The 12,895-nt window shown below is 47.8% G+C and carries 8 protein-coding genes; 5 read left to right on the top strand and 3 right to left on the bottom strand.

Going from position 1 to position 12,895, the window contains the following annotated elements; all coding sequences use genetic code 11:
• Positions 1–24: 24 nt before the first annotated feature.
• Both FGT79_RS18590 and FGT79_RS18585 read right to left on the bottom strand, forming a co-directional pair.
• Complete coding sequence (locus tag FGT79_RS18590) at positions 25–5,166, bottom strand: InlB B-repeat-containing protein (protein ID WP_171056316.1); 5,142 nt, start codon at positions 5,164–5,166, stop codon at positions 25–27.
• A 222-nt stretch (positions 5,167–5,388) separates the two neighbouring features.
• The gene (locus FGT79_RS18585) at positions 5,389–6,471 is read right to left on the bottom strand and encodes a branched-chain amino acid aminotransferase (protein ID WP_138754316.1); all 1,083 of its coding nucleotides are present in this window, start codon (positions 6,469–6,471) and stop codon (positions 5,389–5,391) included.
• Positions 6,472–6,590: 119 nt separating this feature from the next.
• Here FGT79_RS18585 and FGT79_RS18580 point away from each other — a divergent pair, with 119 nt between their 5' ends.
• Positions 6,591–7,499, top strand: a complete 909-nt coding sequence (locus tag FGT79_RS18580; protein WP_138754315.1) for a LysR family transcriptional regulator — start codon at positions 6,591–6,593, stop codon at positions 7,497–7,499.
• A gap of 2 nt (positions 7,500–7,501) precedes the next feature.
• Entirely contained in the window at positions 7,502–8,869 is a 1,368-nt protein-coding gene (locus FGT79_RS18575; RefSeq protein ID WP_138754314.1) for a UDPGP type 1 family protein, read from the top strand.
• Positions 8,870–8,877: 8 nt separating this feature from the next.
• Here FGT79_RS18575 and FGT79_RS18570 read toward each other — a convergent pair whose 3' ends face one another.
• Positions 8,878–9,102, bottom strand: a complete 225-nt coding sequence (locus FGT79_RS18570) for a hypothetical protein (RefSeq protein ID WP_138754313.1) — start codon at positions 9,100–9,102, stop codon at positions 8,878–8,880.
• Between the two features lie 104 nt (positions 9,103–9,206).
• Here FGT79_RS18570 and FGT79_RS18565 point away from each other — a divergent pair, with 104 nt between their 5' ends.
• The 3 genes from FGT79_RS18565 to FGT79_RS18555 are packed head-to-tail and all read left to right on the top strand — an operon-like array spanning position 9,207 to position 12,888.
• A complete protein-coding gene (locus tag FGT79_RS18565) occupies positions 9,207–10,301 on the top strand; it encodes a GerAB/ArcD/ProY family transporter (protein ID WP_138754312.1) in 1,095 nt (364 codons plus the stop codon).
• Between the two features lie 5 nt (positions 10,302–10,306).
• Positions 10,307–11,743: a spore germination protein gene (locus FGT79_RS18560; RefSeq protein ID WP_138754311.1), complete on the top strand. Its 1,437-nt coding sequence runs from the start codon at positions 10,307–10,309 to the stop codon at positions 11,741–11,743.
• On the top strand, positions 11,740–12,888 hold the full coding sequence (locus FGT79_RS18555) for a Ger(x)C family spore germination protein (protein ID WP_138754310.1): 1,149 nt from the start codon (positions 11,740–11,742) through the stop codon (positions 12,886–12,888). The genes FGT79_RS18560 and FGT79_RS18555 overlap by 4 nt, the downstream gene beginning before the upstream one ends.
• The last annotated feature ends 7 nt before the right edge of the window (positions 12,889–12,895 follow it).

Raw genomic sequence — 12,895 nt, 5'->3', positions numbered from 1 at the left:
GATATCTCATGTTCGTTAATAAACTTACTGGATGACGAAGGTATACATCTTTTGAGTACCATCCTGCGCGGTTACGATTAGTCGGTCCGTGTTCCTCAGGTTATCGTGAGTAATTTCTGTGTTGTCCTGATGATAAGCTGTATAGCTTCCATTCAATGGTCCGACGACATCACGTGTAAAGGTGCCATAGTACGTATACAAAGGTACGGTAATCGTACCTGCGACAGGATTAATTTGATAGCTTTGTGATGTCGTGGTCAAGGTTAAGTCGTTGTATAGAATAACATAATCCGCTGTAGACGAATTTTGAGCAGTAACACGTACGATCATACTTGACGTGATGTCAGAGTTCTGATCGGTGACTGGTGTCAAGTCTTCTTCCAACACTCGGGCGGAAGCGTACGGTGATACCGTTAACCCGCTCAACAACTGAGCTACGGTTAGCATGCTCGGAGCCGAAACGCTGCCCACGCTCACATTCCCGTTCGTATTGGACAGAACCAATTTGGCAACGCTAAGCACCGGTGTTGGTGTTGGCGACGGTGTCGGTACTGGTGTTGGTACCGGTGTCGGCGCAGGCGCGGGGGTCGAACAATTCCATAGTGCGGAATAGGAGATATCTTGGGCAGGCATAGTGCTTGCCAACGCAGGAGACCAACCGTTGAAGGAGCAGCCTGACCTTGTTGTGGTAGGTGCCTTTATGTCAGCACCGTACTGAACTCGGGTGGTGGCACCGCCAGTGCCTCCTTTTGCATCAAACGTCAAATTATAGCTGCTGCGTGTGTAATAGCGTACAATCGTGAGGCTTCCATCGGCTGCAACTGTACTCGCTGCCAATGCTTTGCCGCTGCTGTCATACGCTGTGCTATGGTCATAGGTAAATCCGGGATACTGCTGGGTCGCCGGCGCCGCCAGTGCGCCGGTAGTCCCTTGGAAGCTTCCCGTATCGGCTTCAACGTAAAGCGAAGTGCTACCGAGTCCTTGCAGCCTGTTCGAAACACGGTAAGGTATATCTGTTCTTACCTTCCAGGTCGCTGTGTAAGTGGTGTCGCTTGACGGCATTGTGCTCGGAATTGCCTTTGACCAGCCAGCAAAGGTGTAGCCGGGTTTGGTGAAACTTGGTACTGCACTGGCGTGTACCTGCGAATAGCCTCTAGCCGAATAAACGATTGAGGCTCCGCCCGGATCGGCATAGAAAGTCATTTTGCGCGTGGCAGGCAGGTATTCGTAGCTCAGCTTCGTTGAACCGGTTCCGGCTATCGTAATCGTCTGTGCTTTCGGTGTATCATAGCCTTCAATTTTTATAGGCACTGGTGAAACGGAATCTCCTGCTTTACCGAAAAAGGTATCCATTTTCCATGTGCTGCGGTCCCCTGTATTGGGATCAACCGTAATGTAGTCGACTAAGTAGGGGATATTGGTGTGCGGTGTCCACTGCGCATAAAGCGTCATATTTCCTGATGGCATAGTGTCAGGAATAATGTAAGGCTTCGTTCCTGCAGCATCCAAAGCCCAACCCTTGAATGTAAACCCCGTCACTTTGGGCACTTTTGTTAATCTGTTTTCTTTCTTAACAGATGCGTTGACCGGCAGTACAACCCGCCCGAAATTGTACATTTGTATTTCGTCAGTTACTAGAACATTAGCATTTAATTGGATAGAGCCGTATCCGCTCTTGTACCAGGTCAAGTTAACATTGCGTGAGAAGGGGAGGGAATTCAACCCCGTATTGGAGCCCTTCCACGTTACGGTCATCCTGCCGGTTAGAATCTCGTCCGTAGCTGCTGGCGATACCGTTACACGGGATGTATTCGGATTGTACGTGAATTTATTGTTATTAAAAGTGATTGTGTAATGCTGTGGACGATCTTTACCTGTAATGATTTCACCCGTTATCAAATTCAAATCTTTCAGTTTAAAGGCGTCATCGATCGATGGGAAGCTTTTCTCCTCAAAGGCGACAAAGGATGGCGCTTCTTGTTCTTCATAGGCGAAATCGATGAAATGACCATTTGGCGTGCCGGCTCGATAAAGAGGCCAGTACTCACTATAAAAGGGATCGGAATAGGAGATTGACCCGCCGAAAATCTGCGCCCCCCACTCTGCCTCCACATACATACCAATCTCCAGAACCAGTGCTCCTAACGTTTTTGCCTGTGCTGAAGAGGAGACCTCGTAATAGAAATACCCGTAGAGCTGGAGATAGGCGCCGCCCTCTGCGGTGATCCCGACACTGTCTAATTCGACATGGAACAAGCCTGCTGCCAGGTCGAGACGAATCCCAGCCTTTAACCCCAGCGTCCCCATTACATAGAAATAGAAATCATAGGTGCCGTCGCCTGGCAAATCGACCGTGCCGAAAGAAGGCGATCCTTCGCTGAGCTTAAAGCTGGCTGTATATCTCTTCCCGGATTCATAGCTGAAGCCGATTCCCAAGGCAATATTCGGATTCATGCTGATGACAAAATTTCCTTTAAAGTTGATATGAAGGAGACCCATTAACAAATGTTTGTCATATTCAAAGATTTCTTCTTCGACTAGATCAACCCAATCTGTCTCGTTCTCAAGCATGGCTTGATAGCTTTCCACTAATGTACTGGCGTTTACCGCAGCCGTTGTGGAAGGGGTCTGCTCCAGAACCGCTTTCAGCTGTGCCTTGATGTCTACTTTGTTTTTGGCATTATTCCAGATATTCGCGTAAGCGTTAAGCGGAGTATCCGCTGCTACAGTGCCGATCTGCGCAGAAGCGTCAATACTCGTAAACGTGAAGGCGTCCAAGTTGGCACTTGCTTGATAATCCTTAGGATACGGGAGATCGAAAAGTCCCAGATCGATATATCCCCAAACCGTGCTGCCGTTCACACCAACGCTCAAGGATATTTCTTCCGTAAATGCAGCGTTCATATGGATAAGGATATCATTTTCCCCGCCTGTCGAAACTTGAATATCGCTTGAAACCGCCAGATTAAGACGGATACCAGACTTTTCCTTGAAATGGGATAACGTCGTGCCTGCGTTTGCTGAAACCTGCAGGTTATGCAGGGTGACATCCGCAGTCTCTTCTCCAGATACCGTGGAGAGGGTACGGACCTCCGGTTTCTTGCTATTCAGCATGGCTGTTGGTGCACTGGCTGCGCTCAGCCTTTTGAAGCTGTCGGTCTGCAAAGCCGCAGTTGACAATTGGTTTGCAGCTTTATCGACAAATCCGCTGGCCAACGCTTGCCGCTTGATTTGATTCTCCAGAGCAGTGATCTCGGCTTGCGACAATAGATCGGCTCCGTTAATCGTTTCCTGCTTATAAAAATCCAGAGCGTGAGTAATGTCGTCTTGTGACGCATCGGAATACGTAATGACATACTGATTCCCTAAGCTCGAGACGGACGTCACTTTCCCGTAGCCTGAAGAGGCTCCCGTCCGCATATTGACGAGCGCGAGGTAGTCCCCGACTCTAGCAACGGTAGCAGCATGAAGACCCATCGGCGCATATTTGGCATCAGAGTAATCCATCGACGCTGGAGCGACCGTAATGGAACGGTTCGTTTTGTCTCCGTCGGTGTCCGACGCAGGGTCGACCGGCAGCACGTTCGGTTTAAGCAGCACATTCATCGGGTTTGCGCCTGTATAGGAATAGATATCCCCTTTGATCGCAGTAATCGCTATATAGGCGATATCCCCATCATCGGAAGTATGCAATGTGCGCAGATCAGGACGGGTTCCTTCATAAACGGAGACGGTATCGCCCACTTTCAAGCGCGTATTTCCGTCATATCGAAAGGTGCCGCTCGCAACAGGAGACGGGCTTGACCCGGCTCCACCACTAACGTTCGCGCTCATGACAGCGATCGAAGGGGTAGCGACAGATACGCCATTCTGGTTCATCTGAGAAATATCAGAAAATTTCACATAAATCAGGTAAGGATTTAGAGGCAGCCGCAGGACCTCTTGTTTCGCAATACTAAAAATATAATTTTTGGTTGTTGAGTCTTTGCCTGTGAAAGTAAGGCTTGCATCATTCAAAGTGATTTGGTAGGTGCTGCCCTCTTCGAATACACCATTTTTTGCGGCTACAGTAAAGCTGCCGTTCGAGCCAGCTACCGTTATTCCTGCAAAATCAGGATTGGATGGAGATGTGAAGGTCATGGCTGCTTGAACGGCCGCTGCCGTCATTTTACCTGACGAATCTTTCACAGCGATCTTAAAGTTTGGCGCCTGCTCCATTGCGTATGTATTCGGTGTGGATTTCACAGCAGCATCAAGCGATGCAATATAATTAGCATACAAAGTCATGTCGCTTTTGACAGTATCATGTTTCATTACCGGCTGAGTAAATGTACGATCTTTATACCAGCCATTGAAAATGGAGCCCTCCTTGAATGCGAGTGGAAGCTGATTCAGCGAATCGCCTCGGTTTAGACTCAAGCTGTCGATCGGCGAGCCGCCGTTCGAGTCAAATGCAACCGTATAGGTTATGCTGTTGCTTGCCTTCGCGACTTTGTCCGTACGCATAAAAAGCGCAGCCGCTTCAGCGCGAGTCGCCTTTGCATTCGGCTCAAAATTGCCGTTTGCATCTCCGTTAAACAAACCGGCCTGCCACAGCTTTACTGTCGCATCAACCGCCCATGGAGAAATGTCGGATAGATCGTACGGCTTGGATGTACTTACAGTTGTTTGATAGGGAATACGATCACTTTCAAAATACTTCCATGTCAGCACGGCCATCTGCTCTCTCGAAATAGCAGTGTCCGGTGAAAATTTGCTGCTGCCGGTTCCACTTGTAATGCCATTTTCGGTTGCCCATTGCACATAAGGCGCGTACCAAGCATCCGGCTGCACATCTTTAAATGCGGAAGTTTTGTATTGATTTGAATCGACTTTGGCGATTCGACCAAGTACAGTAACATACATGGCACGACTCATAGGAGCGTCCGGTGAGAATAGATCGTTGCTTGTACCGCTGAATAGGCCATTCTGCTTGACATAAGCGACCGCGTCGTAGGACCAAGCCGAAGGTGCCACGTCTTGAAACAAGCTTTGAGGCACGGACTTCGCAGTTGTTTGGGCTGCCGCAGGCTCGTTAGAAGTCAGTGAAGCAGCAGAAGTCCCAGGAGATACTAAGGTTAAGAGAATACAAGACAATAGCACCAGACTTAATAGGCGTTTATACAAGTTCAGTTTCCTCCTTATCATGTTCCAACTTGTAGTCAATTACTGATCTTACAAGATCGATCTAAATGGAATCTGAACACAATTCAGGCGCGATTGCTGCAATAGGTAATCAGACGAAAAAATACCGTTGTCTGCTTAGCAAGCTTCCTAAGCGGAAGATTAACTAAGAGACAGCGGTATTTTACTTGTGAGACTATTTTTCGTGTAATTGCTAAATAACCATTAAACGTTAACGGGTGTCGCTTCAACCATCCAGCCTAGCGGGTCCTCCAGCTTGCCCATTTGGATGCCGGTTAATGTATCATAGAGCTTCTTGGATAGCTCACCGGTCTCGCCATTGTTGATAACGAGTACGTCGCCTTGCCAGTTCAGCTCGCCGATCGGTGAGATAACGGCTGCCGTTCCTGTGCCGAAGGCTTCCTCCAGTGAACCGTTTTGACCAGCCTCGTATAGCTCTTCAATCGTAATAGGGCGCTCAACTACTTCAATGTTCCAGTGACGGAGTAATTGAATGATGGAGTTACGTGTAACTCCATCAAGAATGCTGCCGTTAAGTGCAGGCGTATGAACGACGCCGTTCAGCTTGAAGAAAACGTTCATACTGCCGACTTCCTCGATATATTTGCGATGCACCCCATCAAGCCAGAGTACCTGGGAATAGCCTTTCTCCTTGGCAAGCTCCTGTGCTTTCAGACCTGCGGCATAATTTCCAGCAGTCTTCGCTTCGCCGACGCCGCCTTTAACCGAACGCACATACTCTGACTCTACGTAGATTTTGACAGGGTTGACGCCTTCCGTATAATAAGCGCCAACGGGCGACATGATGATGATAAATTGGTAATGTGTAGATGGCGCTACGCCAAGCTGCGGCTGTGTTGCAATAATGAAGGGACGAATGTACAGTGATGTGCTAGGAGCTGTTGGAATCCAATCCTTATCAACGGCAATGAGCTGTTTCAAAGCTTCAATGACATCGTCGATATTCAGCTCAGGTACGCTCAGACGTTCGTTGGAGCGATTCATTCTTTGTATGTTTTTTTGAGGTCTGAACAGCAGCACACGGCCATCGTCCGTTTTATACGCTTTCAAGCCCTCAAATATCGTTTGTCCATAATGGAAAACCTTGGCTGCGGGGTCTAACACGATCGGTTGGTAAGGCTGGATGCGCGGCTTATGCCAGCCATTGTCCGTCGAATAATCCATAATAAACATATGATCCGTGAAATGATTTCCGAATCCTAACTGGTCTGCTGCTGGCTGCTGTTTCTTGTTGCTGGTTAACTCGATTTCCAATGATTGAAGCAATTGGCCCATCTCCCTTAGTTGATCGATAATTGAATGCTAACACTTCATAAGATATATTTAAAATATCTATTTTATTGAAGGTCCATACCTTTTGGGTATAGAGGAACGGAGTGATCGATATGGACATGCGTCAATTAAAATACTTCTTAACTATAGCACAAGAAGGACAGGTTACGCGTGCTGCCAAGGTGCTCAATATGGAGCAGCCGCCGCTGAGCCGTCAGCTCAAATTAATGGAGGAGGAGCTTGGGGTCAAGCTGTTCGATCGTAACGGGAAAGGGCTGATGCTGACCGATGCGGGAGCGCTGCTGAAGCAGAAGGCGGAATCGCTGCTGCTTCAATTCGACGAGTCTCTGCGTGAAGTGAAGGGATTGGAGGAGGGTATTCACGGCGTACTATCAATCGGATCGGTCGTTTCTTGCATTTCCTTGCTGCCTAAGCGAATCGAGCTGTTTAGAGAGAAGTATCCCCAGGTCACATTCAAAATATCGGAGGGCGACCACTTTTACTTGGGTGAGCAGCTTGAGAAGCGAGCGATTGATCTGATTGTCGCAAGGCTGCCGTTTGAGTCGCAAAAGCATCCTCAGCAGTATTCGGTATTGTCTCTGCCATCAGATCCATTCGTGGCTGTCATTCCTAGCTCATGGCCTTCGTATGAGGGCAAGCAATCCCTATGCATGAAAGAACTGGCGCAGTTTCCGTTTCTAACGCTGAAGACGGATCGAACAACGCGCATGCATGAGCAAGTCGTGAATGAATGCAAGCGGCATGGGTTCGAGCCTAATATTATATGCGAATGCTCCAGTGTTGCAATTATTATGTCGCTTATCGCGGGAGGGATTGGTGCTACGGTATTTCCGAAATCGGTTATGTCATCCTTCCCGAGCACCGTCGTCAAAATGCTCGCAATCGAGGATGCAGATTTTCAATCCGATGTCGGCATTCTCTGGCTGAGAGATCATTATTTGCCTCAGAGGGCGCAGCAATTCATTGAAAGCTTTCGAATGGGAAAGCAGGAGGGAGTGTAGTGATGGAGCTTAGCTTAGAACAAGTGAAGAATGTGCTGCTCGCCTACAGGCAAGAGCATGTTATAGAGCGACTGGAGCAATTACCCGTACAAGCACAGCAGAAGCTCGCTGCCCAAATCGCTCAAATCGAGTTCGAGACATTGTTCCGGGCCATTGATAGGCACAAAGATCCGCGAGCGGTGGGAACGTTGGGAACGGAACGTATTGCGCCGATTGCTTATGAGAATTGGAACGATTATGACGAGAAGCAGCAGCAAGCCTATGGTGAACTTGGCTGGGCCCTGCTGCGCAGCGGGAAAGTGGGTGCTGTTGTCGTAGCGGGAGGCCAAGGCAGCAGACTTGGGTCCTCAGGACCTAAGGGGACCATCGATATTGGTCTTCCATCTGGGAAGTCTTTGTTTCAACTGCAAGCAGAGCGTCTGCTCTATCTATCGAAGCGCGCTGGTCGGAATATTCCATGGTATGTGATGACAAGCCCCGTGAACCATAAAGCAACGGAGACGTTTTTTCAGGCGGCAGATTATTTCGGATATACGGCAGCTGATATTGTCTTCTTCAGTCAGCAAACGATGCCTGTACTTGATCATGACGGGAAGCTGCTGTTTGCAGAGGAAGGAAAGCTTTTGCTTGCACCAAGTGGTCCAGGGGAGTGTTTTGCTTCGATGAGGAAATCAGGGGTTATTGAAGATATGAAGCAGCGAGGAGTGGAATGGCTGTTTTATTATAACGTAGATAATGCGCTCATTAAGGTTGCCGATCCGGATTTTCTCGGCGTAGCCGCTGCACATGCTAATCCGATTGCGACTAAGGTGATTGAGAAGCATGATCCGAATGAGAAGATCGGCATCGTATGTACGAAGAATGGACAACCGGCCGTAGTAGAGTATACCGAAATTTCAGAAGATGTTAAGCGTGCTCGAAGCAAGGACGGGCAGTTGGAATATCATCTAGGCAATATTTCAATCCATGCATTCCAGTTGGATTTTATTGAGCAGCATGCTGATAGCGATCTTGTTTATCATGTTGCATCCAAGCGAATGGAATACATAGACGATAAGGGGGTGCGAGTTCAGCCTGCTGAGCCCAATGCCTATAAACTTGAGCGGTTTATATTCGATTTGTTTCCTATGGCAAGCGGGTTAACTGTACTGAAAACAGAGCGCGACGAGCAATTTGCTCCAGTTAAAAATCGTTCTGGAGAAGATAGCCCCCAAACTGCGCGTGAGCTTGTACTAAGGCTTCATAGTAAATGGCTGAAGGCTGCTGGAATAGCGGTACAGGAGGGAAAGCTAGACCAAATTGAAATTTCACCGCTGCAGTCGTATGCTGGCGAAGGACTGTTAGAGCGCAAATTCATGGAGCGGCCCTAGTGCTGCTCCTATTTTTTATTGTTCTGCTCGGAGTCGGCAGGCTGATCGGTAGTTTGCAGACGATCCGCTATAATGAGCGCTATAATCACAGGAAATAACGTAATGACATTCACAGTAATAAATCCCCACTTCTCTACAGCTAATAAACGGTACCAATAGTAGTCTGAGAAGAAGTGAAAAACAGCAATCAGCCATATTGCTGAAAAGATAAACGAGAACGTATATGCTTTCATAGTTATACCTCCGTCAATATCATGCCCTCCTTGCGAGCGCAGTATGCGATGCATAGTTTACCAATTGCTGCACATACTGTATGCATCGATAAGGGAGGTTCGATATGGAACGGCGTATCATAATCAACAACTTTCAAATGATGTCTCTCATCGTCATTTCTACGATAGGAACCTCCAGCTTATACGCTCCTGCTACATTGGCTCATTATGCGGAACGAAACTCATGGTACTTGGTGCTGATAGGCGGCATAGTGGGATTCTTTAATCTATATGTATTTTTGAAGCTGAATCAGCTTTATCCCGGTCATAACATCATTACGATGTCTAAGCAATTGCTCGGACCTTGGCTTGGAGGAGCTGTAGCTTTTCTACTTCTGTTTTATTTAATGGATGTCACCACTTGGGTACTCTGTGAGTTTTCACAGTTTTTCATCATTGCTCTGAATCCGCTTATTCCACAAGTGTGGTATTTAATTGCAGGTGTCTTGATGTGTGCATATGCCGTTTATCATGGGCTTGAGGTATTTGCGCGGGTATCTGAGATTGTATTGATCGTGACAGTCGTTACTTTCATGGCTATATATGTGCTGCTTATTAATCAATATCATCCAGAGTATTTGCTTCCTGTGCTTGAGGATGGCTTGTTGAAGCCGCTCAAAGGGACACTGCTCTCCATTTCATGGTTTGGTGATTTAATGTTCGTATCGATGATTATGAAGCATGTTCGCCTGACCAAAAGCACGGCTTCCTATGCGTTTGGTGCAGTTGGCATAACGCTGCTGCTTATGCTTATGTCGGTTCTTTCATGCACGATGGTATTTGGCGGTCAAGCGACTACAACCTTTACCTATCCGAGTATAAGTCTCATTCAGAATATCCGAATTTTTCGCAATATCGAACGCTTCGACGCAGCGCTTGTTGTCGTATGGGTAATGAGTTCCTTTATCAAAATAACAGCTTATTTCTGGTCCATGCTGCGAGGCTTAACCGATTGGCTGAATCTGAAGCGGCCTCGTATGTTCATCGTCCCACTGGCTGTTTGTTTTGTTGTCTGCTCTCGCTTCAAGGTATGGGGGCTCGTTGAATTATCTTCTTTCTATGACAGTCAGGCTTGGTATTTCGTCCTGTTCCAGCTGCTGCTTCCTTCAATGCTGCTAGGCATAGCGCTGATTAAAGAGAAAATGAAAAAAAGCGGGTGAATACGTTGGATGACCACAAAACCTTGCTCACAAGCAATGCTTCTGAGAATAAGCGACTGCTGCTTGAGAGTATGCAGGCAACGGATGATTTGATCATGGTACATTCATCTATTGATGAAGGTCAATCTGTAACCGTATGCTACCTAGCAGGAATGACGGATACTCAGAGACTCGATAAGCTCTTGATGCTTTATAAGCAGGACAAACAATTGCTTCCTGCTTTTCAATTAGAGGCAAACGTTTATACAGTCGAAGATGCGGCAGATGCGCTTGCCTCAGGCATGTCGGTGCTGCTTTTCGACGATGCAGGAAGCGGTTTAGTCATCGATACGATCGACGTACAGCTGCGCAATGTGGAAGAGCCAGCGAGCGAGGCCATTGTTAAAGGTCCAAGAAGCGGATTCACGGAATCTTTACAAAATAATCTCGCATTAGTTCGCTATCACTTTCCATCGTCGCGCCTAAAGGCTGAGTTTTGCAAAGTCGGCCATCTAACGAAAACAAACGTAACCGTTCTGTCCGTCGGCGGACTGACAAACCCGGAAATTCTACGCGAGGTGCACAGGCGAATTGAGGAGATACCGGCCGCTGCGATCTTGGAGAGCAATTATATCGAGGAGTGGATAACGGATAACCGCGGCACGATGTTCCCCTTAATTGAATCGACGGAGAGGCCAGATCGGGTAATCGGCGCCCTTCTGGACGGACGGATAGCCATTCTCGTTCAAGGCACCCCGTTCGCTTTGATCCTCCCATTCGTATTTCTGCAAGCCTTTCAAGTGAGCGAGGATTATGCATGGAACTACTACATTGGGTCTGTCATGCGCTTAATCCGTCTGTTAAGTGGAATGATTGGCATGCTGCTGCCAGCATTCTACGTAGCGACGGTTACGTTTCATCATGAACTTGTGCCTACAACGCTCCTGCAAAGCATAGCTTCGGCGAAAGAACCGGTTCCATTCCCCGCTGTAGTAGAGAGCTTTATGATGATGATTGCTTTTGAAATTATGCGTGAGGCAGGCATACGAATGCCTAAGCAGGTTGGGCAGGCGGTCAGTATCGTGGGAGCCCTTATATTGGGACAGGCGGCGGTCGAGGCGGGAATCGTGTCGCCTATCATGGTCATCGTAGCGGCTTTGACGGGGATTTGTACCTTCACACTGCCGCCGACAGCTATTAACTATGTGATTCGAATCTTACAGTTCGGCATGACACTGTTCGCTTCCTTACTCGGATATGTTGGCATTATGGTCGGAATTATTATGCTGCTGACCTATCTTGCTTCGCTGCGTTCCTTTGGTATTCCATATTTAGGCCCGCTCGCACCGTTCCACCTGGACGAGTTGACGGATGTGATCGTGCGAAGGTCCCACCCGAACAACAATCTAAGACCAAATCTATTCCGCGCAATCGAGCGCAGACGGTTCCGGAGCAAGTCGTGAGCTGCGTGAACGTGAAGAAAATGCTGGCTGCTGCTTTGTTAACGAGCTTATGCTTTGTGCTTGGAGGATGCAAAGGGAGTATGGAGTTGAACGAAATTCATATCGTCCACTCTGTTGCACTAGATGAAGGGAAGAACGGTGGTGTAAGGGTTACTGCTGAGATTGCGAAGCTGTCGACAGGCGGCCAGCAGCCGAAAGGCATGCAGGAGAACACGTTTTATTTGACCTCGGAGGCAAGCAGTCTATTTGAGGCTGCACGGCTGATGAGAGCGAAATCGGATCGTACGCTGCTGTGGGGTCATACGACGGCTATTATTTTCAGCGCAGATTTGGCAAGGGGCGGAATTGAAAAGCAGATCGAGGATATTAGGCGGTTAAGACAATTTCGAAATTCAACGCTGCTTTATGTAATGGAAGGCAAAGCCTATGAATCCTTGAAGGTGTCGATGCCCAATGTATCGATCTCGTCTCAGGCACTCAGAGGGTTATCCGAAGGCGGAGAAAGCACAGCGCTTACGCAGCAAACCTCGTTGATCGAAGTGTATGAGGAGATTGTTAACCATTATAAAGATATAAGTATTCCATCGATTGAGATCGTAAACGATCAGGTTGACCGCAAGCTTCATTTGCTCCAAACGAAGGGACTTTTTGCGTTCAAACAAAACCGTCTTGTGGGGTTCATGCGGTCTCAGGAAACGAAAGGCTACCTTCGCGCTTCCGGCGAGATGGATGGTTCAACTGAGTCGCTCGCATGTGGAGCTCAGAAGGCACTTACCTTCGAGAACATTAAAAATCGGGCAAAACTAAAGCCAAACGTCGACCCGCAGCTTCATACGGATATCAAGATTGAAATCTATGCTGATTTGAATTTGACGAGTCTGCAGTGTGACAACATAACGATTAGCCCTGCCGTAATCGCGAGGTGGGAGCAGGAGTTAAATGCCAACATTGCGAAGGATGTAGAGCGCTATATGGCGTTTTCACAGAAGCATAAAGTAGATTTAATCGGTATTGGAGAGATGATTCATCGCAAGAAGCCTGCTGTCTGGCGCAAGCTGAAGGGCAAATGGGCGGAAAATTATGCGGAAGCTTCTTATTCAATTCACGTATATACCAGAGTTGACCATACGAACTTTACAATGTAAGGCTGTT

The organism is Paenibacillus sinopodophylli, from assembly GCF_005930355.1.
Taxonomy (GTDB): domain Bacteria; phylum Bacillota; class Bacilli; order Paenibacillales; family Paenibacillaceae; genus Pristimantibacillus; species Pristimantibacillus sinopodophylli.
This window is presented reverse-complemented; position numbering and strand designations above follow the sequence as displayed.

What these genes read in the sequence shown, in the direction of transcription:
- FGT79_RS18580 (WP_138754315.1), top strand. Translation starts at nt 6,591, where the DNA reads ATGGACATGCGTCAATTAAAATACTTCTTAACTATAGCACAAGAAGGA.
- FGT79_RS18575 (WP_138754314.1), top strand. Translation starts at nt 7,502, where the DNA reads ATGGAGCTTAGCTTAGAACAAGTGAAGAATGTGCTGCTCGCCTACAGG.
- FGT79_RS18570 (WP_138754313.1), bottom strand. Translation starts at nt 9,102, where the DNA reads ATGAAAGCATATACGTTCTCGTTTATCTTTTCAGCAATATGGCTGATT.
- FGT79_RS18565 (WP_138754312.1), top strand. Translation starts at nt 9,207, where the DNA reads ATGGAACGGCGTATCATAATCAACAACTTTCAAATGATGTCTCTCATC.